18 protein-coding genes are annotated in these 22,169 nt (G+C 75.5%); all 18 read left to right on the top strand.

The features are described from left to right. Window positions 1-26 precede the first annotated feature (26 nt). The 18 genes from D1350_RS11090 to D1350_RS11010 are packed head-to-tail and all read left to right on the top strand — an operon-like array spanning window position 27 to window position 22,165. The gene (locus D1350_RS11090) at window positions 27-881 is read left to right on the top strand and encodes a hypothetical protein (protein ID WP_125776059.1); all 855 of its coding nucleotides are present in this window, start codon (window positions 27-29) and stop codon (window positions 879-881) included. Between the two features lie 17 nt (window positions 882-898). After that, entirely contained in the window at window positions 899-2,476 is a 1,578-nt protein-coding gene (locus D1350_RS11085; protein ID WP_125776058.1) for a phage tail sheath subtilisin-like domain-containing protein, read from the top strand. Between the two features lie 10 nt (window positions 2,477-2,486). Then, window positions 2,487-2,996 carry a phage tail protein gene (locus D1350_RS11080; RefSeq protein WP_125776057.1) on the top strand — a complete coding sequence of 170 codons (510 nt, stop codon included), beginning with the start codon at window positions 2,487-2,489 and terminating at the stop codon, window positions 2,994-2,996. Further along, window positions 2,996-3,766, top strand: a complete 771-nt coding sequence (locus D1350_RS11075) for a hypothetical protein (RefSeq protein WP_125776056.1) — start codon at window positions 2,996-2,998, stop codon at window positions 3,764-3,766. The genes D1350_RS11080 and D1350_RS11075 overlap by 1 nt, the downstream gene beginning before the upstream one ends. Continuing rightward, on the top strand, window positions 3,759-4,667 hold the full coding sequence (locus tag D1350_RS11070) for a hypothetical protein (RefSeq protein WP_125776055.1): 909 nt from the start codon (window positions 3,759-3,761) through the stop codon (window positions 4,665-4,667). Before D1350_RS11075 ends, D1350_RS11070 begins: the two co-directional genes overlap by 8 nt. A gap of 3 nt (window positions 4,668-4,670) precedes the next feature. After that, the gene (locus D1350_RS11065; protein ID WP_125776054.1) at window positions 4,671-5,951 is read left to right on the top strand and encodes a Pvc16 family protein; all 1,281 of its coding nucleotides are present in this window, start codon (window positions 4,671-4,673) and stop codon (window positions 5,949-5,951) included. Continuing rightward, window positions 5,952-7,928, top strand: coding sequence for an ATP-binding protein (locus tag D1350_RS11060; protein WP_125776053.1), 1,977 nt, complete (start codon window positions 5,952-5,954; stop codon window positions 7,926-7,928). It begins immediately after the preceding gene. Further along, window positions 7,925-8,188 (top strand): hypothetical protein, encoded by a 264-nt coding sequence (locus tag D1350_RS11055; protein ID WP_125776052.1) that lies wholly within the window; start codon window positions 7,925-7,927, stop codon window positions 8,186-8,188. Before D1350_RS11060 ends, D1350_RS11055 begins: the two co-directional genes overlap by 4 nt. Further along, a complete protein-coding gene (locus D1350_RS11050) occupies window positions 8,185-8,892 on the top strand; it encodes a hypothetical protein (protein WP_125776051.1) in 708 nt (235 codons plus the stop codon). Before D1350_RS11055 ends, D1350_RS11050 begins: the two co-directional genes overlap by 4 nt. A 10-nt stretch (window positions 8,893-8,902) precedes the next feature. Next, on the top strand, window positions 8,903-9,178 hold the full coding sequence (locus D1350_RS11045; protein WP_125776050.1) for a hypothetical protein: 276 nt from the start codon (window positions 8,903-8,905) through the stop codon (window positions 9,176-9,178). Further along, window positions 9,175-10,263, top strand: coding sequence for a hypothetical protein (locus D1350_RS11040; protein ID WP_125776049.1), 1,089 nt, complete (start codon window positions 9,175-9,177; stop codon window positions 10,261-10,263). The genes D1350_RS11045 and D1350_RS11040 overlap by 4 nt, the downstream gene beginning before the upstream one ends. Next, complete coding sequence (locus tag D1350_RS11035) at window positions 10,260-10,781, top strand: phage baseplate assembly protein V (RefSeq protein ID WP_125776048.1); 522 nt, start codon at window positions 10,260-10,262, stop codon at window positions 10,779-10,781. The genes D1350_RS11040 and D1350_RS11035 overlap by 4 nt, the downstream gene beginning before the upstream one ends. Beyond that, window positions 10,781-11,110, top strand: a complete 330-nt coding sequence (locus D1350_RS23695) for a hypothetical protein (RefSeq protein WP_164545130.1) — start codon at window positions 10,781-10,783, stop codon at window positions 11,108-11,110. Before D1350_RS11035 ends, D1350_RS23695 begins: the two co-directional genes overlap by 1 nt. Further along, entirely contained in the window at window positions 11,107-11,496 is a 390-nt protein-coding gene (locus D1350_RS23690; RefSeq protein WP_164545129.1) for a GPW/gp25 family protein, read from the top strand. The genes D1350_RS23695 and D1350_RS23690 overlap by 4 nt, the downstream gene beginning before the upstream one ends. A 1-nt stretch (window position 11,497) precedes the next feature. Next, entirely contained in the window at window positions 11,498-13,921 is a 2,424-nt protein-coding gene (locus tag D1350_RS11025; RefSeq protein ID WP_125776046.1) for a baseplate J/gp47 family protein, read from the top strand. Continuing rightward, window positions 13,918-16,428, top strand: a complete 2,511-nt coding sequence (locus tag D1350_RS11020; RefSeq protein ID WP_125776045.1) for a baseplate J/gp47 family protein — start codon at window positions 13,918-13,920, stop codon at window positions 16,426-16,428. The genes D1350_RS11025 and D1350_RS11020 overlap by 4 nt, the downstream gene beginning before the upstream one ends. Then, window positions 16,425-19,007, top strand: a complete 2,583-nt coding sequence (locus tag D1350_RS23685) for a hypothetical protein (RefSeq protein WP_164545128.1) — start codon at window positions 16,425-16,427, stop codon at window positions 19,005-19,007. The genes D1350_RS11020 and D1350_RS23685 overlap by 4 nt, the downstream gene beginning before the upstream one ends. Further along, window positions 18,992-22,165 (top strand): DUF6519 domain-containing protein, encoded by a 3,174-nt coding sequence (locus D1350_RS11010; protein WP_125776044.1) that lies wholly within the window; start codon window positions 18,992-18,994, stop codon window positions 22,163-22,165. Before D1350_RS23685 ends, D1350_RS11010 begins: the two co-directional genes overlap by 16 nt. Window positions 22,166-22,169: the final 4 nt, after the last annotated feature.

Below are 22,169 nucleotides of genomic sequence, written 5' to 3'. Positions count from 1 at the left end.
CCCACGACAGGATCGGAGCGCGAGCGATGACCGCGACAGACGTGATCGGGTCTTCCCCGATCAGCTTCACCGACGCGCAGGGCAGCCAGCGGTTCGTGCCGCTGTCGGCCCTCCAGATCGACGGCTCGGCCCTCGCCGTCAAGTCCGGCTGGGCGGCTCAGCTCGAGCCGTCGGAGATCGCCACGCTGCTGGAGGTCGCCACGGCGCGGCTGGCCGGCGGCGAGATCTCGTCCCCGCCGGTCCCGGCGCCGCAGCCGGCGCTGCTGGTGTCCGCGAAGCACGCCGGACCGGAGGGCAACGGCATCACCGCGACGGTCACCGTCAGCGACGACCCGCCGCTGGAGGCCGACCTCCACCTCGCCGTCGTACAGACGAACACCTACGCGGGCCTGGCCACGGCCAAGGCCGCGGCCCAGGCGATCGGCGTGGAGAAGGACCCGGTCGCCCCCGGCGACCCGCCCCGGGGCACCGGCCTCGTGGTGGTGAAGAGCAGCTCGGTCGACGCGTCCGCCGCCCTGCCCAAGGCGGGCACGCAGAAGAAGGCCAAGCTCGACGACACGGGGCTCAAGGTCGTCGACAAGGACGACAAGGCGCTCTTCACGCTCGTGCCGGCCGCCGACTACACGGGCGCGGACGGCCTGACGGCGCAGGTCACCGTCGAGGACGACACCTTCACCGTCGAGATCACCTACGACTCGTCGAAGGAGGCCTCCGCCGACGCGCCCTTCTCGCTCGCCGACCTCACCCTGCCCCCGCGCGCCGCCTACGTCGTCGGGGTCAGCGCCCCGCCCTCGGGCGCCGGGCTGCCGAAGCCCGGATCCGTCACGCTCACCGGCGGGGCCCCCGGGCTCACCGCCGACGGGCTGCTCTACACCGCCTGATCTGCGAAGGAGCGGTCATGCCGATCACACCCACCTACCCCGGGATCTACGTCGAGGAGATCCTCAGCAACTCCCGCACGATCACCGCGGCGCCGACCTCGGTCACCGTGCTGGTCGGGTACACCCACCCGTTCCGCACCAAGCCGCAGCACTACGGCGCGGCCGTGCAGATCTTCAGCTTCGCCGACTACGAGCGCGAGTTCGGCGGCCTGTTCCGGGTCGACTGGCTGGCCGACGACGTCGGCCAGGCCGTGTTCCAGTTCTTCGCCAACGGTGGCGCGGTGGCCTGGATCGTGGCGCTCGAGCCGCAGTTCCACCCGCTCGGCGCCGGCCCCACGACGGCGGTCACGCCGCCGACCCTCCTGATCGGCAGCGCCGCCACAGGCATCACGTTCACAGGCCGCGAGCCAGTGGACGCCGCCCACCCGCTGACCGTCTCGGTGACCAACCTCAAGGACTCCGGCGCCGTCGCCGACGTCACCGTCGCGTACTCCGGCCGGTCGGAGACCTTCCGCGCCGTGTCGTGGACCGATCCCGCCAACGGCCCGGAGAAGCGCGTCGGCACGGCCTCGGGCCCGGTCTCGTCGCTGGTCACCGTGGCGGTCGCCGGCACGCCGACCGCCTGGCCGGCCGCGCTCGGGCCCACCCCGCTCGCCCAGCCGATGCCCGCGGCGCCGTTCACCACCTACTACCCGGGTGACTTCACGGACGCCTTCGAGGAGGACAAGGCCCTCGACAAGATCGCGGTCTTCAACCTGCTCCTCACCCCGGGCATCTGGGACCCGGCGGTCGTCAGCGGTGCGCTGGCCGTCGCCGAGCGCAAGCGCGCCTTCTCGATCGTGGACCCGCCGGCCGACGCCGTCGCGGACCACACCGGCGACCCGCTGCCCCTGATCGGGGAGATCATGGCGGGCACCGTCTCGAACCGGATCATCCCGAAGAGCGAGAACGGCGCCGTCTACTTCCCGTACCTCCGGGCGCCCGACCCGGCGACAGGCGCTCCGGTGACGGTCGCGCCGTCGGGCTTCGTGGCCGGCGTGATCGCCCGCGAGGACACCAACCGCGGGGTGTGGAAGGCTCCGGCGGGCTTCGAGGCCGTCGTGCAGAACACCGTGGGGGTGGTGCCGACCGGCCGCATGACCGACCAGCGCCAGGGCACCCTCAACCCCCTCGGCGTCAACTGCCTGCGCACCATGCCGGGGATCGGCACGATCGTCTTCGGCGCCCGCACGCTGGTCTCCGCGAACACCGCGCTGCAGCAGCACCGGTACGTGCCCGTCCGGCGCACGACGCTCTTCCTGGAGCAGTCGCTCGTCGCCAGCCTCGGCTGGGTCGTGTTCGAGCCCAACGACACGCCGCTGTGGGTGTCGATCCGGACGACGATCGACAACTTCATGCTCGGCCTGTTCAACCAGGGCGCCTTCCAGGGCACCACGCCGAGCCAGGCCTTCCAGGTGAGCTGCGACGCCACCACCACCACGCCCGACGACGTGGCGAACGGCATCGTCAACATCGTCGTCGCGTTCGCCCCGCTCAAGCCCGCCGAGTTCGTGATCATCAAGATCGCGCAGCTCGCCGGCCAGAGCCAGAGCTAGGAGCCGACCGATGCCGAAGCCGTTCAGCGTCAACGTCTCGCGGTTCGACCCGTACAAGAGCTACCGCTTCCTCGTCTTCTTCGACACGAGCACGTCGCCCGTCGCGGGCGTCAGCAAGGTGAGCTCGATCAAGCGCTCGTCGGACGTCGTGGAGTACAAGGAGGGCGGGAACGCCATCATCCGCAAGGGGCTGGGCCGCACGAAGTACGAGCCGATCACCCTCGAGCGCGGGGTCACGCACGACGACACGTTCGAGCAGTGGGCCAACGCGGCCCAGGTGCTCGACAAGGGCTCGCCGGGCTCGTCGCTCGACAAGCTGCGCAAGGAGATCCGGATCGAGCTCCTCAACGAGCAGGGCCAGCCTGTCCACCGCTACCTGGTGCACCGCGCCTGGGTGTCGGAGTACCAGGCCCTGCCCGACCTGGACGCCGGCACCAACGCGGTCGCCATCGAGCACATCAAGCTGGAGAACGAGGGCTGGGAGCACGACCTCTCGCTGTCCGAGCCCAAGGAGTTCTGATGCTCCGGCTCCCGGTCGGCGGCCGGCGGGTCCGGTGGCGCGCGACGACGGGCGAGGACGACCTCGTCCTCGCCGAGTGCCCGCCGGGTCTCGCGGGGGCGCGCGCCTACGTGGCGCGCGTCGTCGTGGAGGCCGACGGCGAGCCGGTCGACCCGGGCACTCTCCCGGTCGGCGACCTCGACCTCGTCGTCGTGGCCCACCGCCGGGAGACCCGGGGCGACACCCTCGTCGCCGAGGGGACGTGCGCGCACTGCGGAGCGGCGCTGGACGTGTCGTTCAGCCTGGCCGCATACGCCGACCACCACCGCCCGCGGGTGCCGCGCGGCGCCCGGGCGGTCGACGGCGAGCCGGGCTGGTGGCGCCTCCCGGGCGGCGACGTCCGCGTGCCGACGGTGGACGACGTCCTCGCCGCCGCCGCCGCGTCCGCGCCGCGCGCCGAGCTGCTCGCCCGCTGCTGGCGGGGACCGGTCACCCGGGCCCGCAGCGCTGAGCACGCCATGGCCACGCTGGGCCCCACCCTCCGGGCCGACGTCGCGGGGTCGTGCCTCGAGTGCGACCGCGAGGTGCTGCTCGACGTCGACGCGCGCGAGCTGTGCCTGAGCGAGCTGCGCTTCCTGGCGGCCACGGTCTACGGCGACACCCACGTCATCGCGTCCGCGTACGGGTGGGCCGCGGACGAGATCCTGCGCCTGCCCACGGCCCGGCGTCGCCGGTTCGCCGAGATCATCACCGGCGACGTCACGGAGCTCGCGGAGGTGGCAGTTGGCTGAGCGCCGTGCGTCCGCGGGCTACCTCGCCCGGCTCGTCGGGGTGGCCGGGCAGAGGCGCGCCGCGAGGGCGCCCCGGCAGATCGCGTGGCGCCCGGTGGCCACGCCGGGGCGGCCGGGTCCGGCCGGGCCCGAGGGCAGGCCGCCCGTGCGGCTGGTGCCTCCGGAGCCGCCGGAGCCCGGCACCCGTCCGGGGCGGTCCCGCGCCTCGCTCCCGGCCGGGTCGCGCATGGCAGGTCCCACCGAGCAGGCCGGGCCCGAGGCGTCGCGAGGCGACGTCCCGCAGTCCGGTCCCGTCCCAGGGCCCCGGAGGTCCGCGCCGGGCCTCCGCCTCGTGCCCGACGCCGCCGCCCCGGCCCGCCGGGACCTCGACGACGGGCGGCAGGCGGCGGACGGGCAGCCGTCCGTCGTGCCCGAACCGGCTGCCGCACAGGACGCCACGCCACCGCACTCCCCGGCGACGTCGGCCGACCGGTCCGGGCGGCCGAGCCGGCGTCGCCCCGGCCTCCAGCCGCAGGTGGCCGAGCAGGTGGAGCGCGCGATCGACCGGCTGGTCACGCGCTCGGCGCCCGCGCGGGGGAGCCGCGAGCCGGGCGCACCGTTCGCTCCGGCCGCCCGAGCCACGGCTCGGCCCGTGCCGGAGGACCTGGCCTCGCCCGCGTCCGCCGTCGTGGCGCCGTTGCGGGTCGTGCCGCCGGCGGACCTGTCGCGCGACGCCTCGCGGCCGGCCCGGGCCCCGCAGGTGCACATCGGGACCATCGAGATCACCGTGCAGCAGCCGGAGCAGCAGGGAGCCGCCCCGGTGGCGCACGCCGCCCCCGCGCGGCCCGCGCCGTCGGCGGCCGACGGGCAGCCCGGCCGCCTGTCGCACCGCCTGCGCACCTTCGGCCACGGGCAGGGGTGAACCGTGCAGGACCTGTCGATCGTCACCGACACGCTCCGCGACATCATCACGGCGGCGCTCGCCACGAGTGCGATCTGGAACGGGCCGCCCCCGTTCTCGGTCGTGGTCTCAGGCCGGCACCCCGACACCCCGAGCGGCGACGTCGACTGCGAGCTGTCGCTGTACCTCTTCCACGTCAGCAGCGACAAGTTCGCGCGCAACCGGTACTGGACGCAGGCGTCCCAGTCGGGCGGCGGGACGGGTACCCAGCCGGTGGCGTTCGAGCCGCTGTCGATCGACCTCTGGTACATGCTGTCGACCGAGTCGCGGACCAGCTACGTGCGGGAGCAGCAGGTTCTCGGTGTCGCGATGCAGGCGCTGCACGAGCACGGCACCTTCTCCCTGCCCGTGGCCACGCCACCCCCCGGCTCGATCACGCCGAGCCATGCGACGCTCGTGCTGGAGTCCCCGTCGTTCGACGAGCTCAGCCGGCTCTGGCAGGCCTTCGGGATGCCCCTGCGCACCACCGCCCAGTACCGGGTCTCGGTGGTGCTCCTGGACAACCGCGCACCGGCGGCCGCCGCGCCCGAGGTCGAGGAGTACACGCTCACGGCCAGCCCGGCCGAGCCCGTCGCCGACCCGACGCTCCCGCGCGTGCTCGCCACCCGCCGGACCGTCACCTACACGATCCCGGGCGGCGTCCAGCGCCGGTACGAGCAGTCGCCCGCCACTCTCGCCCCCGCGCCGGTCGCCGCGGGCGTGCGCGCCCGGGTGGAGGGGCTCCGGCTCGACGACGCGGACCAGCTCCTGCTCGTCTCCCGCGCCGGCGGCGTGGTGACCGAGACCGACGTCACCGCCTGGAAGGTGCCGCACGACCCGCCCTACCCGGCCACCCCCGCCCGCGGTGTGCCCTTCCAGCTGCGGGTGCCCCTGAACACCCCCGTGGCGCCCGGCCACTACGAGCTCACCGTCGCGCGCCCCGCGCTGCCCGGCTTCCGCGCGCCCAGCGCACCCCTCGCGATCGGCGCCTGGGTGGACCCGTCGACCGGACCCGAGATCACGCCCGCCGGTGGCGTCTACACGATGAGCGTGCGCGGCGTCCGCGCGAGCGGCGTCGAGCTCCAGGTCGGCCCCGCCGTCCTCGCACGGATCGCGGGCGGCGCGGCGCCCGGCCCCGGCGAGTGGCAGCACAGCAGCAACACCGTCACGTTCGCGGTGCCTGGCGGCCTGACGCCCGGCAGCCACCGGATCACGCTCCGGGCCGACGGCGTCGACTCGGACCCCGCCCTCTGGGCGGTGGTCTAGATGGACTGGCAGGCCGCCCTGCGCGAGCTCCTCGCCGCGCACGTCACCGCCGAGCGGACCCGCTGGCTCGCCCGCGACCCGGCGCACGACGCGATCGACGGCATCCTCGCGGCCGGCGTCGTGCACGAGACCATCGACGCCACCCTCCGCGAGCAGGTGGCCCCCGCGCTCGCCGCCGCCCGCGCCGCCCTCGCGGCCGGCCCCCGCTGGGGGAGCCTCGCGGAGGCGCTCGGCCTGGGCGAGCGCGACCTCGAGTGGCTCGCGCTCCTCGCCGCGTGCGAGCTCGACCCGCCGCTCACGCGCGTGCTCGGCTACCTCGACGACGGCCCGGCCACCGACCCCACGCCGGTGCTCGCGGCACGCGTCTGGGCCTGGCCGGCGGGCGCTCAGCCGGGACCGGCCGGACCCGTGTCCACGTGGCGCCTCGCGACGCCGCGCGTGGGCGAGTGGCGCAGCACCTCGCCCTGGGCCGTGGACGCGGACGTCGCCGCCTACGTCGCCGGGGCCGACGACTGGGCCGGCTTCCACGGGCTCGCCCGGCCGCTCGACGTCACCGGCTGCGAGGTGCTGCACCCCGACCTGCTCGCCGCCATGACCTCGGCCGTGCGGGCCGTGCGGTCGGGTGTCGAGGTCGAGCTCGTGGGCCCGCCCGGATCCGGCCGGCGCACGCTCCTCGCGCAGCTCGCCGCCGCCCTCGGCCGGCCCGCGGTCCTCCTGGACGACCGCGACCCCGTTCGCGCGGTCCGGACCGCGCGGCTGCTCGGCGCGCTGCCGGTCTGGGCGGATGAACCTGGGGACGCCGACCCCGGAGACGACCAGGGGGCGGACGACCAGGGAGCCGGCGCCCGGGCCGCCGTCGACCCCTCGCCCGGGGCCGTGGCGCTCGTGGCCCGCACCGCGCCGGCCGGGACGCCGTCGCCCGGCGTCCGGCTCACGTGGGCCCTCCCCGCCCTGACGGCCGCGCAGCGCACCGCGCTGTGGGACCAGCACGCCGACCCGCGGGACGAGCCCGCCCCGGTGCCCCGGGTCGTGGGGGAGTGGGACCTCACCCCCGCGGACCTCCTCGCGGGCGTGGCGGCCGCCTCGGCGGGACGGGCCGACGACGTCGTGCGCCGGCGCCTGCGCGGGGCAGAGCTGACGTCGCTCACGCACCTGCCGTGCCCCTACGAGTGGGACGACCTCGTGGTGTCCGCCCCCGTCGCCGCCCAGCTCGACCGCCTCCGCACGCAGGTGCAGCGCTCGCGCGAGGTGCTCGACACCTGGGAGCTCCGCCGCCTGGTGCCCGGCACGGAAGGCACCACCGCCCTCTTCGCCGGACCGAGCGGTACCGGCAAGACCATGGCCGCGCAGGTCCTGGCCCGCGCGCTCGGCCTCGACCTGTTCCGCGTCGACCTGGCCGAGGTGGTGAACAAGTACGTGGGCGAGACGGAGAAGCGCCTGGCCCGCGTGTTCGACCAGTGCGAGCGCAGCCATGTGATGGTGCTGTTCGACGAGGCGGACGCCCTCTTCGGGCAGCGGACCCGGACCCACGACGCGCACGACCGGTACGCCAACATCGAGATCGACTACCTGCTGCAGCGGCTCGACACCTTCACCGGCGTCGCCGTGCTGGCCACCAACCGCAAGAGCGACCTCGACGACGCGTTCCTGCGCCGGCTGCGGGTCGTCGTCGACTTCCTCGCGCCCGGTGTCCCCGAGCGGGCGCGCCTGTGGCGCCTCGCCCTGCCGGAGCGGACGTCGACCGGCGTGCCGGTCGCCCACGGCCTGGACCACGACTGGCTCGCCCAGCACCTCGACCTGACCGGGGCGGAGATCAAGGCCGTGGTGCTCGCCGCGGCGTTCGACGCCCGCGCGGCCGGAGACCTGGTCACCATGCACCACGTCCTGGAGGCCGCCCGCCGGGAGCTGGGCAAGAAGGGCGCGGTCCTCCGGGCCGAGGTCCCGGCGCCCACGTCGCCGCTGGCGGTGGCCTCGTGAACCGCCGGGCCCCGGGGGCGGGCGGGCAGGTGAGCATCGACCGCCTGACCGTGCGGGGCGTGGACCTGAGCGAGGCCGACGCCCGCCGGCTCGGCGTGCTCGTCGCGCAGGCCCTCGGCCGGCTCCCGGCGGCGGGGCTGCGTTCCTCGGCGTCGGCCTCCGTCGACGTGGACCAGGAACCCGGTCAGGGCGTGGAGCAGCTCGCCCGGGCCGTCGTCGCGCGGCTCGAGGCCGCCCTCAGAGAGGAGGGTCCGCGATGAGCTTCTACCTCCGCGGCGCGCTCGTCGAGTTCATGGCGACGCCGCTGATCCCCATCCCGAACATCATCGTGTTCCAGTACAACCCCGAGTCGATGTCGCACGGCTGGTCGCAGCCGGAGTCGCCGGCGGCGGGGGCGAACGGGACGACGTCGAGCCCCATGGCGGTCACGAGCCTGCCGGGCGAGACGTTCTCGTTCAGCCTCTCGCTGGACGCGGCGGACACGATCGCCGACGGCGCCGCGTCCGCCGCGATCGCCAAGGTCACCGGGGTGTCGTCGCGGCTCGCGGCCCTCGAGATGCTGCTGCACCCGGCGAGCGCCACGGAGGGCGGCCTGCTCGGCACGGTGACCGCCGGGATCGGCAGCCTCTTGGGCGCCGGGGGTGGCGGAGCGAAGGCGAAGGTGCCCCAGAACACGCTGAGCACCGTGCTCCTCGTGTGGGGGCCCGGGCGCATCGTCCCGGTGCGGGTCACGTCGCTGACCATCACGGAGACCATCTACGACACCCTGCTGAACCCGACGAAGGCGACCGTCCAGGTGGGCCTGAAGGTGCTGACGAAGACCGATCTCCAGCACTCGACCGACGACGCGGTCCGCAGCCTCGGGCTCGTCGCCGTCGAGTACATGAACGGCCTGCGCCAGGCGCTGGCCGTCGCGAACCTCGTCAACTCGACCGAGTCCGTGCTCGGCATGCTGCCGGTCTGAGGAGGCCCTGATGTTTCTTCCGAACAGTCGTTACGCCGAGGCGGGCACCTACGAGGTGACCCTCCCGGACGGGACCACCGTGACCGTGGTGCGGGTGCCCGCGCCGTCGCGCGACGCCGTGGCGGGCTGGCACCGTCGCGACGACGGCGAGCGCCTCGACCTCGTGGCGCACCGCTTCCTCGGCGACGCGACGGCGGCCTGGCGGCTGTGCGACGCGAACGGCGTCATCGCCCCGGACGCGCTCGCCGCCCGTGAGCTCGTCGCGATCCCGCGGGCGGAGCGATGAGCGAGTACCAGGTGCTGCTGGACGGCACCCCCGTGGACCAGGAGTTCTACGACCTCGTCACGCGGCTCGAGGTGGAGGAGAACGCGGACCTGCCGGACGCTGTCTCGTTCCAGCTGCCGGTCGCCGCGAAGGACGGGCAGCTCACGTGGGTGGGCGACGAGCGGATCGGCCCGTACGCGAACGTGGCGGTCGTCGTGACCCCGGACGAGGGCGACCAGCAGTGCCTCTTCGACGGCTACGTGCTGTCCCACAAGGTGCACGTGCCGACCGGGCCGTCGGGGGCGACGGTCGACGTGTGGGGGCAGGACGCGTCGGTGCTGATGGGCATGACCGAGACGGTCAAGGAGTGGTCCGGGATGTCGGACACCGACGTGGCCGCGCAGATCTTCCGCTCCTACGGCATGCGCCCGGCGTCGGAGAACTCGCGCGAGAGCGCGCCGGCGCACACCGAGGAGGGGCGCACGCTCATGCAGCGGGCCTCCGACCTGGACCTCCTGCGGTCCCTCGCCCGCCGCACGGGCCGCTGGTTCCGGGTGGCGTGCGAGCAGAAGCCGGGCGACCGCGTGGGCTGGTTCGCGGCGCCGTCGCTCACCGGGCCGCCGTCGTTCACGGTGGACGTCAACACGATCGACGAGCACAGCGTGCCGGTCCTCGACTTCAGCTGGGACGCGTCGCGCCCCACCGCTGTCGCCGCGCGCCAGGCGAGCCTCTCCGACGACGACGAGGACGGCGTGTCCGCCGACACGTCGGACTCGGGGCTGCCGGCGCTGGCGTCCCGCACGCTGGCGCAGTTCACGGGCAAGGAACGGACGACGCTGCTCACCGCGGCGGCCGAGGCCGCCGAGCTGCCGGCGCGGGCCGCGGGCCTCCTGCGCGAGGCGGCCTGGTTCGCGCGCTGCGAGGGCACCGCCGACGTCGCGATGCTCGCGACCGTGCCGCGGGTCGGCATGATCGCCGAGGTCGTCGGGTGCGGGGCGATGTACTCCGGGAAGTACCTGGTGTGGAGCGTGCGGCACACGATCACCCGGCAGTCCCACCAGGCGGCTCTCGTCCTGGTGCGCAACGCGGTGGGTGACGCCGGATGAGCGCCGAGGAGGCCCTGGCCGACCTGGCGGACCTGGCGGACCGTCTGCGCGACCGGTACTTCGGCAAGTACCAGGGCACCGTCACCGAGGTCGACGCGACCACGCTGCGCCTCCGCGCGAAGGTCCCGTCCGTGCTGGGGACCACCCCGAGCGGCTGGTGCCTGCCGTGCGTGCCCTATGCGGGCAAGGACGTGGGGCTGTTCCTGGTGCCCGACGTCGGCGCGGCGGTGTGGATCGAGTTCGAGGGCGGCGACGTCTCGAAGCCGATCTGGGTCGGGTGCTACTGGCGCGACGGCGAGCTGCCCGCCGACGCGGCCCCGAAGGTGCGGGGCCTGGTCACCGCCGCCCCGCACAGCCTCCTGTTCGACGACGACGCCGAGGAGGTCACCCTGACCGACTCGGGCGGCGGCTCGGTCGCCCTCACGTCCGACGGCGTGACGGCGAGCCGCGGCGGCAAGTCGGTGGTGGTCGCCGACTCGAGCGTCTCGGTCAACGACGGTGCCCTGGAGGTGTCGTGATGGGTGACTACCTGAACGTCGGCTCGACCCTCATGTGCCCGCACGGGGGCACGGTCACGGCCGTACCGTCCAGCACCAAGGTCCGGGTCGACGGACAGCCGGTGGTGCTGTCGTCGGACACCTTCATGGTCGCGGCCTGCCCGTTCATGATCGGCCCCACGCCGAGCCCGTGCCTGCAGGTGTCGTGGCAGAGCACCGTGCAGCGCACCGACGTCGGCGGGACCAAGCCCCTTGCGAAGGACAGCGTGGGCATGTGCAAGGCCGCCACCGGCGCGGTGCAGGGCACCGTCATGATCCAGTCGACCCAGGCGAAGGTGGGTGGGCTGTGATCCGCCACGACTACGCCTTCCCCCTGCGCGTCGATGCCGGCGCGGGGCAGGTGGCGCGCGCGGCCTACCCGGCGCACGTGGACCAGCTCCTGCGCCAGCTCCTCCTCACGAGCCCCGGCGAGCGGGTCAACCTGCCGCTGTTCGGGTGCGGGCTGCGCCGGCTGGTGTTCGCCCCGCAGTCGGCGGCCCTGGTGGCGACCGTCCGGCTGCAGGTGCAGCAGGCGATCAGCACGTGGCTCGCCGACCAGGTCCAGCTCGACGAGGTCACCGTGCTCTCCGGCGCCGACCCGGGCAGCGGCCTCGACGAGGGCGCCCTCCTGGTCACCGTGTTCTACACGCTGGTCGAGACGCGCACTCCCGTGACGCTCGCCGTGGAGGTGAGGTGACGTGCCGAACCGCCTCGCCGACCTGGTCGCCTCGACCACGCTGAACGGCATCGACTTCGTCGAGATCGCCTCGGCCGACCAGACGCGCCTGCGCGTGCACTTCCTCAACGCCGTCGACGTGGCGCCGACCCTCGCCGCCACCCGGCCCGTGACGATCACCGGCGGGGACGCGATCCCCTCCGTCGAGGTGCTGCCCGTCGCGGCCGGGGACTGGGGCGTGGACGACGAGGGCCGCCCCCTGCTCGACCTGACCACCCCGGTCCGCGGCGACTTCTCCCTGTACACGCTGACGATCTCCGCGACCGCCCTGGACGCGTACTACGCGCAGGTCCGGTTCACGTTCAAGGCGGGCTGCCCGTCCACCCTGGACTGCCTCGCGTGCGACGACGGCCCGCCGCTGCCCGACGCGCCCGGGCCCCCGATCGACTACCTGGCCAAGGACTACGCGAGCATGCGTGCCGCGCTGCTCGACCACTCCGCCGTCGCCTACCCGCGGTGGGTGGAGCGCGCCGAGCCCGACGTCGGCGTCCTGCTCGCCGAGCTCCTCGCCGCGGTGGGCGACGACCTGTCCCTGCTGCAGGACCGCGTCGCGCTGCAGGCCACGCTCGACACCGCGACCGAGGCGGTGGCCGTCGTCCGGGCGGCGCGCCTCGTCGACTACGAGCCGCGCCCGGCGACGTCGGCCACCGCCTGGGCGCAGGTCGACGTCGCCGCGCCCGGCGTGCCCACCGGGGTGGTGGTCCAGGCCCCGCAGCCCGACGGCGGCGTGCTCGACTTCGAGCTCGGCGACGGCCTCGTCGACCACGCGACGGGCGGGCTGCGCACCGGGCCCCTCGGCGTCGACCCGCGCTGGAACCGCAGCGACTGGTCGTCCGGCGCGCCCGTGCCGCGGATCGTGCCGTACCTGTGGGACGACGACGAGGCGTGCCTGCCCGCCGGGGCCACCCACCTGTGGGTGGCGGGGCACGGCTTCGGCTTCGTGGTCGGGAACCGGCAGGAGGGCACCGTCGGGACGGCCGTGCTGATCGACACCGCCGCGCCGACCGCCGCCGACCCGCCCACCCGCGAGGTGGTGCACCTGACCGGCGCCGTCGAGGAGCGCGACGAGCTCTACGGCCGGGACGTGACCCGCCTGGAGTGGGACGCCGCCGAGGCGCTCACCGCCGAGCACGCCCTGGCGCGGACGGTCCTCGCGGGGAACCTGGTGCCCGCCACGCAGGGCCGCCGCCACACCGAGTCCTACGTGGTGGACCCCGACCCCGGCGGCCCCGCCGCACGGCTCGCCGCCGTCACGCGGACCGGCCCCGACACCGGCTGCGGCGACGGCGTCCCCGTGCACCAGCACACGCTCGCCGCCGGACGGCTGGCCTGGCTCGCCCGCGACGACGGCGCCACGGTGCCCGAGCTGTACCTCGTCCAGCGCCCGGCCGACCCCGGCGACCCGCCGCGCACCTGGCGGTGGCGGCGCTCCCTGCTCGACGCGGGCCTCTACGAGGCGGCCTACACCGTGGACCCCGTGCGCTGGACCGACGTGCGCCCCGACCGGGGCGCGCCCTGGTTCGAGTACGACGGGTCCGACGGCGACACGGTGCGCCACGGCACCGGGCTGTTCGGCGAGCGCCCCGCACCCCGGTCGGCGTTCGACGTCGTCTACCGGGTGGGCGACGGTGCGGCCGGGAACGTGGCCGCCGACTCGATCACCACGGTGCCGCCTGAGCTCGCCGGCACCGTGCTCGCCGTCACCAACCCGTTCCCGGCCGGGGGAGGCGCCGACGCCGAGACGATCGACCACGTCCGGGCGAACGCGCCCTACGCCTTCCGGGCCCGGCAGCTCCGCGCGGTGCGGGCCGAGGACTACGACCGCACGGCCCGCGAGCTCGACTGGGTCCTCGACGCGGGCACCGAGATGCGCTGGACCGGGTCCTGGCTCTCCGTGCTGACCACCGTCCATCCGCGCGGCACCGAGACGCCGAGCCTCGACCAGCACCTCGAGCTCACCCGGCTGCTCGCCCGCCGGCGGACCGCCGGGTACGAGGTGCACACCCCGGCCCCGCGGTACGTCGGCCTGGACCTGGTCGTCACCGTCTGCGCCCAGCCGTGGGCCCTGCGCGGCGAGGTGGAGGCCGCCGTGCTCGCCGAGCTCGGCCGCGGTCGCCGCCGCGACGGGTCGCCCGCGTTCTTCGCCCCCGGGAACCTGACCGCCGGGCAGCCGCTCCTGCGCAGCGAGCTCGCGGCGGCCGTGCAGGGCGCCGTGGGGGTCGACGGCGTCCTGGGCGTGAGCTACCGGCGACGCGGCCACGTGCCGGTGCCGGTCCCCATGCCCGAGGTCGTGCCCGCGGGCCGCGACGAGATCCTGCGCGTCTCGAACGACCCCGACCATCCCGACCGTGGCTCGCTGCGCGTCGTCGTCCAGGGGGGCAAATGAGCACCCACGGGTCCTGCGGCTGCCACGGCGAGTGCCACGGCGGGTGCGGCGCGCCCCCGGCCGCCCTCGTGATCAGCAACCCCTCCGGGCTGCCGCAGCTCGCCTACCGGGTGGGCACGTTCCAGACGTTCCGGCGTGCCCTGCTCGCCCACCTGCCGGGCGAGACCGAGCTGGACCCGTGGCGGCCGACGGCGAGCACCGACCTGGGGCTGCAGGTCGTCGACTGGTGGGCCTACCTCGCCGACGTGCTGACCTTCTACAACGAGCGCATCGCCAACGAGCACTACCTCGGCACCGCCGTGCTCGACCCGAGCGTGCGGCACCTCGTCGCCCTGCTCGGCTACCGGCCGCGCCCGGGCCTCGGCGCCCGCGCCACGCTGGCGGTCGTCGCCGCGGCGCCCGCCCCGCTGGTCGTCACCCAGGGGCTGGCCGTCGCGTCGAAGGCCGTGCCCGGGATCGAGTCGCAGACGTTCGAGGCCACCCGCACCACCGTGTTCGACCGGCCCACCAGCGTCGTCGGCCCGACCCCGGACGACCTGACGACGACCGCGCCGACGGGCGGGCCGTCGTCGTTCGCCGCACCCGGGGCGGCACAGGCGCCGCCGCACCTGCGCCTCGTGGCGCGCGGCGGGGTGCTCGTCAAGGGCACCCCGACGGGCCTGCGGGCGGGCGACCGGCTGCTCCTGCGCGCCAAGGCCTGGGCCTCGGCCGATGCCGCCACGGCCGTCGTGCGCGTCACGGGCCTCGTCACCGAGAAGGACCCGTCCGGGCGCAAGAACACCCGCGTGCTGCTCGACGGGACCGGCGGGCTGCCGCCGTCGGCGGTGGCGTCCGACTACTCCCTGGCGCGGCCACGCCGCGCGCACCACCTCGCCTCGATGCCGCCCGGTGCGGCGGTCGTGACCGCGACCAGCCTCGTGCTCGACGGCGCCGCGCGCGACCTCGTCGCCGGCGACCCGCTGCTCGTGGAGCGGCCCGGCGCCGGGGTCGGGACGACCGGGGCCGCGTTCACCGTCGTCCGGCTCGGTGCCTACGCGGAGCAGGTCTGGTACGCCGACGCCGCCGCGGCCACGCCCACGGTCCGGCCGAGCGACACGAGCATCCCGCTCGTCGTCGCGCGCCTCACCGTCGCCGTGCGGTCCGGCGTGAGCCTGACGGCCGTGGCGTCCCCGGCGGGCGAGGTCACCGTCCGGTCCGGCTGGTCCGACGTCGGCCCCCTGCTCGACACGCCCGTCGCGACCCTCAGCTCCCTGCCCGGACGGCTCACGCTCGCCCGCCCGCCGGCGGCCCGCGCCGGCGAGCCGACACCGGCGCTCGTCCAGGACGCGCACGGGCGGGGCGCCACCGTGGCGCTCACGCCGGTGGCGGGCACGAGCGACGTCGTCGTCTCGGGCACGGGGGCCGGGGCGGACGGCGCCGCGACCGCGCTCGCCGCGCCCCTGACCGTGCTCTGGGACCTCGTCGAGGTGACGCGCGGCGAGACCGTCCGCGACGAGCTGCTCGGCACGGGGCGCGCGAGCCTGCCGGGCCAGGACTTCCCCCTCGCGAAGTCCCCGGTCACGTTCCTCGCCGACCAGCCCGGCCGGTCCGGCGACGGGTGGTCGTCGACCGTCGAGCTGCGCGTCGGCGGCCGGTACTGGACCGAGGTCCCCGCCCTGTACGGGCACGGCCCCGACGAGACGATCTTCGAGACCCGGGTCGACGACGAGGGCGTGACCCACGTGATCACCCCCGACGGGGGGCACGGCCGCCGGCTGCCCACCGGCGCGCGGGTCGTGGCGACCTACCGCGTGGGCTCGGGGGCCGCCGTCCCGCCGCCGGGGGCGCTCACCCAGGTGCTCTCCGCGGTCCCGAACCTGCGCGCGGTCCGCAACCCCGTCGCGCCGTCGGGCGGCGGGGACCCCGAGCCCGCGTCCGACGTGCGGCGGCTCGCGCCCCGCTCCGTGCTCACCTTCGGGCGCGCAGTGAGCGCCGACGACTACGCCGTCGTTGCGGCCGCGGCGCCCGGCGTGCGCCGGGCGAGCAGCGAGGTCGTGTGGGACACCGGCCTCCAGCGCCCGGCGGTCACCGTGTGGGTGGGGGACGACGACGCCGCGGTCGGCGCCGCCCGGACGGCGCTCGCGGCCCAGGCCGACCCGAACCGCGTGCTCGTGGTGCGCCCCGCGGTCCGGCTGCGCGCCCGCCTGCGGCTGACCGTGGCGGTCGACCCGACCTACGTGGCCGACACGGTGCGGCAGGCGGTCGTGGAGGTGCTTCTCGACGACGTCCGCGGGCTGTTCGCGCCGGGCGTCCGCCGCCTCGGCGAGACGCTGTACCGCAGCGAGATCGAGAAGGCCGTCACCGACGTGCCCGGCGTGCTGTCCAGTGCGCGGATCCGGCTCGTCACCGGGAGCGGGGCGTTCAGCGACGCTCCCGGCGGGCCGGGCAACAGCGCGGCGTACCGGCCCGGCCGCGGCGGGTTCTTCGCCCTCGCGGCCGACGACCTGACCGTGGAGGTGTCCGCATGAGCACCCCGGTGCAGGACGGGTACGAGGAGCGGTACGCCGCCAAGCTGTGGTCGCTGCTGCCGGAGGTGTACCGCGCCGCCGACAGCGAGACGGTCGACGGCGACGGCCCCCTCCGCGAGCTCCTGGAGCGGATCGGCGCCTCCATGGCCGTGGTGCGGCGCAGCATCGACCGGCTCTGGGACGACCAGTCGATCGAGACGTGCGACACCTGGGTGGTGCCGTACCTGGCCGAGCTGCTCGCGACGAACCTCGTGCCCGCGATGGACGCGCGCGCCCAGCGGCTCGACGTGGCCAACACCATCTCGTACCGCCGCCGCAAGGGCACCGTCGCGCTCCTCGAGCAGCTCGCCCACGACGTCACCGGCTACGAGTCGCGCGCGATCGAGATGTTCCGCCGCCTGGGGCGCACGCGGCACGGCCTCGACCCGGCGCTCGGGCGTCCCGCCGACAGCGCGGACCCCGCGGGTGCCCGCGCCCTCCAGCGGGCCGGGCAGCTCACCGGCCCGCTCACCGGCACTCCCGCCGGGGGCTGGGCGGACCTGCGCCACCCCCTCGGGGCGAGCCTCGCGCACACGGCGTTCGACGAGTACTCCCACCGCCTGGACGTGCGGGTCGGCCGCGGCGACCTGGGCTGGTACGGGATCCCGAAGGTCGCGTTCTTCCTGTGGCGCACGATCTCGTTCGGCGTCGACCGGGCGACTCCCGTGCCCGTGGCCGGCTGCCCCGGCCACTACGTGTTCGACCCGACGGGGCGGCAGGTCGCCCTCTTCACGGCCGCGGCCCGCGGCGGCAACGACTACGGCGAGACGTGGCTGCCCACCGACGTGTGGCAGGTCCCGGCGCCCCTGACCACCCCGCTGTGGGAGTCGGTGCGGGCGTCCGCGCTCGGGACGGGCGACCCCACCGCGTTCCCCGACCCCGTCGCGAGCCTGTGGCCGCGCAGCCTGTCCGTCACGCCCGAGGGGACGGCCGACCCGCTCGACCTCGCCGACGTCACCGTGTGGCCCGAGGTGGGCCGGTTCCGGACGGCGGGCGCCGCGCAGCTCGAGGTGGGGTACCACTACGGGCTGTTCTCCCGAGTCGGCGCGGGGCCCTACGACCGGCGGCTGCCCGGCGTCGACGAGCCCGCGGAGCCGGCGCCGGTGCGCCACGTCCCGGGAGGGTCGGCGATCGCGCTGCCGAACGCGCTCGCGGCGCTCGGCGGCGTGGGCACGGTCGTGATCGACGACGGGCGCACGTCCACGGCGGTGGCCGACGTCGGCTCGGCGGCGACCCCGCTGCGGGACGTGACGATCCGCGCCGCGCAGGGGGAGCGGGCCGTGGTCCGGGCCGACGTCGGCGCGGGGCCGTGGGTCTTCACGGGCGGCGGCCCCGGCGGCGGGGCGGGCGCGTCCGGGACCGGCGGCCGCCTGCACCTGGCCGGGCTGCTGGTGTCCGGCGCCGACGTCGTCCTCCGTGGGCGGTTCGACGAGGTGCGCCTGACGTGCAGCACGCTCGACCCCGGGACGAGCGGCGCCGCGCAGTCGCCGCCGACGCTGTTCCAGCGGTCCGTGGACGGCCGCGACCTGGCGCCCGTGACCCTGTGGGTGGAGGGCCAGGTCGAACGGCTCGTGCTCGACCGGTGCCTCACCGGGCCGGTGCGCGTCCGGGGCGGCGGCCTGGTCGAGTCCCTCGAGGTAGCGGACAGCGTGCTCCAGGGCCTGCCGACCGACGAGCCCGGCGCGGTCACCCGCGTGCACGACGCCGACCTGCTCTTCTCCGCGCTCCGCGACCAGCACGACGAGCTGACCACCTGGCTCGCGGGCGAGCTCGCGGGCTCGGCCGCCGCCGTCGCCGCGCACGTCGACGGGGCCGCCCCTGCCCCGGCCGACGTCGCCCTGCTCGTCGCCGACCTGCAGGCCGTCGTCGACGGGGCGCTCGTCTGGACGGAGCCGCGGTTCGCGACCCGCCCGCTGCAGCGGTCCACCTGGGTCGCGGCGCTCGCCGCGTCCGTGACGCCGCCCCCCGCCGCCGAGCTGGCGGCGCTCAACCGGCGCCTGCTCGCCGAGGCGTTCCCGCTCGCCCTGGCGGACGCCGCGCTCGCGACCGACAACGGGGCGGTCGAGCTGTGCCGTACCACCGTGCTCGGGCAGGCGTTCGTGCACCGGCTGGAGTGCAGCGACTCCGTCCTCGACGACGTGGTGCGCGTGCGGGACGCGCAGCACGGCTGCGTCCGGTTCAGCGCGTGGTCCACGGGCAGCGCGCTGCCGCGCCGGTACGAGTCGGTCCGGATCGACCCGGGGGCGCCGATCATGGTCAGCCGCCGCTTCGGCGAGTGGGGCTACGCCCAGCTGCACGACGGCGCCGACGCCGGTGTGGCGCACGGGTCCACGGCGGGCGTCCCGAGCCTGCTGACCGGGAGCGAGGACGGGTCGGAAATGGGGGCGTTCTGCCGCGAGGCGGCCTCCGTCAAGGACCGGTCCCTGCTCATCAAGCTGCAGGAATACCTCCCCGTGGGCCTCGTGCCGGTGCTGGTGCACCTGCCCGAGGCCGACACGGATGCTGAGCTCACGAGAGGCAGACCATGGCCACCGATGTAGCACGTCTTTCCTACGACCCCGCGCGCCGGTACACGGGGGTCGTCACCCAGCAGGGCCGGGTCGCGCTCGAGGCGGAGCAGAACGAGGAGCGGGTCATCGGCGCCGAGGAGCGCCGCGAGGTGCTGCTCGACGTCGTCGGCCGGGCGGGCACCCCCGACGACGGGTACGCCGTCAGCGCCGGGCCGGGCACGGACCTCGTCGTCGGCCCCGGGACCATGTACGTGGGCGGGCTGCGGGTCACCCTCGACGACGAGATCCTCACGTCGGAGCAGCCGGACTGGCTCGACCAGCCCGTGGCGGACGAGCGGCCGCTCGGCCGGGAGCACGTGCTCCTGCTCCTCACGGAGCACGACGTCACGGCGGTCGAGGACCCGGCGCTCCTGGAGGTGGCGCTCGGGGGGCCCGACGGTGCGGCGCGGACCCGCGTCGTCCAGCGGGTGCTGCGGCACACAGTGGATGCCACCACGTGCGCCGACGCCCTGGAGGAGTCCGTGCGGGACTTCGCGCGCGACGGCCTGACGTTCGAGCCGGAGACGATGCGGCTCGCCTCGACGGCCCGCCTGCGCGTGTCCTGGCGGCAGGACCCCGACGCGGGCTCGGCGTGCGAACCGAGCAGCACGGGCGGCTACCTCGGTGCGGAGAACCAGTGCATCCGGTTCCAGGTCACGGCCGTGCGCCGCGACGGCACCTTCGACGCGGTGTGGGGGTACGACGACGCCTCGCACCTCTACCGGGTGACGCCCGACAAGAGCGTCAACCCCGTGCTCACGCTGGACCGCAGCCCGGTCGACGACCACCACCGGCCCCGCACCGGCCAGGCGGTCCAGGTGCTGCGCTCGACCGCGGTGCTGGTGTCTGCCGACCAGGTCGCCGAGGGTTTCGTCGCCGCGACGGGCGGCGTCGTCGCCGTGCTGCCCGCGCCGTACGACCCGGACGGCCGGACCGTGCGGCTCCCGGCGCCCCTGCCGGCGGACTACGCCGCCGACCCCCGGCTCTACCTGCGGGTGTGGGAGGAGCACCTGACGGGCCTGACCCTCGGCACCCCCGTGGACCTGACGGGCACGGGCATGCAGGTCACGCTGTCGTCGACGCGGGCGCCGCGGCTCCACGTCGACGACTTCTGGTGCATCGGCGTGCGGCCCGAGACCCCGACCGCCGTGTACCCGGCGCGCTACCTGCGGACGCCGCAGCCGCCCGACGGCCCACGGCAGTGGGTGTGCCCGCTCGCGGTCGTGGACCGGGTCGACCAGGGCGTGCTCGACGTCGTCGAGGACTGCCGCAGGCCGTTCGACCCGCTCACCGAGATCGAGCCCGGGGGAGGCTGCTGCTGCACCGTCGAGGTGCGGCCCGAGGACGCCCCGCGGCTGCAGGCGATCATCGACCGCGCGGTGGCGAACCGGTCGATCAAGGAGCGCGCGGACCGCGTGACGGTGTGCTTCGAGCAGGGGCGGTACGAGCTGCGCGAGCCGATCGTGCTGCGGGAGCAGCACTCCAACCTCGTGCTGAGCGGGTGCGGCGCGGCGGTGCTCACCGTCGACCCGGGCCTCGGCGACGAGCGGCTCGCGGCCTTCGGGCAGGGGCTCATCGTCCTCGTCGAGGCGGACGACGTGACGATCGCGGGGTTCGAGCTCGAGCTGCCGCAGGTGCCCTTCGAGTTCGGCCGGGTGAGCGGCGTCGCGGGCGGGGCGTACGAGGCGGCGACGGTGCGGGCCGTGAACGACGAGGCCCCCGAGGTGCGGGTGTCGATCGGCGTGCGGCCCGTCAACTGCGCGGTGCTCGCCGTGACCGGCTGCGTGTTCCGCTACACGCTCGGCGACGACCGGCCGAGCTCTCCGGCCCCGCGCAGCGTGCTCGGCGTCGGCGTCCTCGCGGCGGGGGCGCTGTGGGGGCTGCGGCTCACCGACAACCGGTTCCTGCACGACGCGTTCGACACCGTCCCCCCGGAGGGCGGGGCGATCCGGCTCCTCGCCGGGCTGCTGCACAGCCAGGTCTCCCTGTCGCGCGAGGCCCGCCACCGGAAGGTCCGTTCCCTCGGCGCCGCCCGGCTCCCCGCGCTGCTCGACGACGCGGTGATCGCCCGCAACCGGTTCGCGGGCCTCTCGACCCCGGCGCTCGTCGTGGCCGACCTCGGCCAGGTGACCGTGCAGGACAACCACGTCGAGGACTGCTACGGCGGGTTCTGGTTCGTCGAGTCGGCCGCGTTCGCCGGGACGGACGTCGCCGGGCGCTCCGACCGCACGACCCACAACCTCGCCGCGACGCAGCTCGCCGCCGGCGCGCTGGGGGCGGGGATGCTCGACAGCGTGCTGGTCTACCTCCTCCAGCTCGCCACGCTCTACCCGCTGCCCGACCCGGACGAGCGACCCAAGGGCTACGTCGCCGAGGAGCCCGCCCACACCAGGAAGTACTTCGCGGACGCCCAGGAGGCCGCCGGCGCGAGCACCGCCGCGCTGGTCGAGCGGTTCGTCGCCGAGCAGCCGGAGGAGGGGAAGGAGGCGCTGCGGGACGAGGGGGCCGCCGGGACGAAGGCGACGCGGAAGCGGCGGGCGGCCGGGGACTCGGCCACGGCGGGGGCCACGGCCAGGGCGGAGGCCCCGGCCCGTGCGGGGGCGCGGGCCCGGCTCGCCGTGTCCGTCGTGATCGACGCCGACCCGGAGGTCGTGGAGACCCCGCAGATGCTCACGATGCAGCCCGAGCCCCTGGTCGCCGTCCTGGGCGGCCTCGTGGCGCTGGAGCGGCTGCGCGACGACGACGGCCCGGGACGAGGACTGCGGACCACGCTGAACCTGGCGTCGAACACCGTCGAGTGCACGACGCCGAACCGCCAGGCGGGCGGGCCCGCCCTCTTCGTCTACAACTACCGTCCCGTGTCGATCCACGGGTTCGACGTCGACGGCAGCGCGAGCGCCGTCACCGGCAACCGGTTCGTCTCCCACGACGCCACCTTCGCCGTGGTGGTGATCGGGCTCGGCAGCGCCGCGATCACGGGCAACGTCATCGCGGGTGCGCGGGACGACAGGCGGGCCTCCCTGGCGGTCGGGGCCGTCGGCGCGGCGGCGATCACGGGCAACGTCGTCGCGGGGCGAGCGATCCTTCCGGGGAACCGGCCGTTCCCGGCGCCGCTCGACACCTGGTACCCGTTCAACACGATCGGGTGAGCCG

Origin of the sequence: Antribacter gilvus (assembly GCF_003946865.1) — a bacterium.
Lineage (GTDB): Bacteria > Actinomycetota > Actinomycetes > Actinomycetales > Cellulomonadaceae > Antribacter > Antribacter gilvus.
Note: the sequence above shows the minus strand (reverse complement) of the source record. Positions and strands in the feature narration are given on the sequence as shown.

What these genes read in the sequence shown, in the direction of transcription:
- D1350_RS11090 (WP_125776059.1), top strand. Translation starts at nt 27, where the DNA reads ATGACCGCGACAGACGTGATCGGGTCTTCCCCGATCAGCTTCACCGAC.
- D1350_RS11080 (WP_125776057.1), top strand. Translation starts at nt 2,487, where the DNA reads ATGCCGAAGCCGTTCAGCGTCAACGTCTCGCGGTTCGACCCGTACAAG.
- D1350_RS11045 (WP_125776050.1), top strand. Translation starts at nt 8,903, where the DNA reads ATGTTTCTTCCGAACAGTCGTTACGCCGAGGCGGGCACCTACGAGGTG.
- D1350_RS11060 (WP_125776053.1), top strand. Translation starts at nt 5,952, where the DNA reads ATGGACTGGCAGGCCGCCCTGCGCGAGCTCCTCGCCGCGCACGTCACC.
- D1350_RS11040 (WP_125776049.1), top strand. Translation starts at nt 9,175, where the DNA reads ATGAGCGAGTACCAGGTGCTGCTGGACGGCACCCCCGTGGACCAGGAG.
- D1350_RS11035 (WP_125776048.1), top strand. Translation starts at nt 10,260, where the DNA reads ATGAGCGCCGAGGAGGCCCTGGCCGACCTGGCGGACCTGGCGGACCGT.
- D1350_RS23695 (WP_164545130.1), top strand. Translation starts at nt 10,781, where the DNA reads ATGGGTGACTACCTGAACGTCGGCTCGACCCTCATGTGCCCGCACGGG.
- D1350_RS23685 (WP_164545128.1), top strand. Translation starts at nt 16,425, where the DNA reads ATGAGCACCCCGGTGCAGGACGGGTACGAGGAGCGGTACGCCGCCAAG.
- D1350_RS11085 (WP_125776058.1), top strand. Translation starts at nt 899, where the DNA reads ATGCCGATCACACCCACCTACCCCGGGATCTACGTCGAGGAGATCCTC.
- D1350_RS11010 (WP_125776044.1), top strand. Translation starts at nt 18,992, where the DNA reads ATGGCCACCGATGTAGCACGTCTTTCCTACGACCCCGCGCGCCGGTAC.
- D1350_RS11050 (WP_125776051.1), top strand. Translation starts at nt 8,185, where the DNA reads ATGAGCTTCTACCTCCGCGGCGCGCTCGTCGAGTTCATGGCGACGCCG.
- D1350_RS11020 (WP_125776045.1), top strand. Translation starts at nt 13,918, where the DNA reads ATGAGCACCCACGGGTCCTGCGGCTGCCACGGCGAGTGCCACGGCGGG.
- D1350_RS11075 (WP_125776056.1), top strand. Translation starts at nt 2,996, where the DNA reads ATGCTCCGGCTCCCGGTCGGCGGCCGGCGGGTCCGGTGGCGCGCGACG.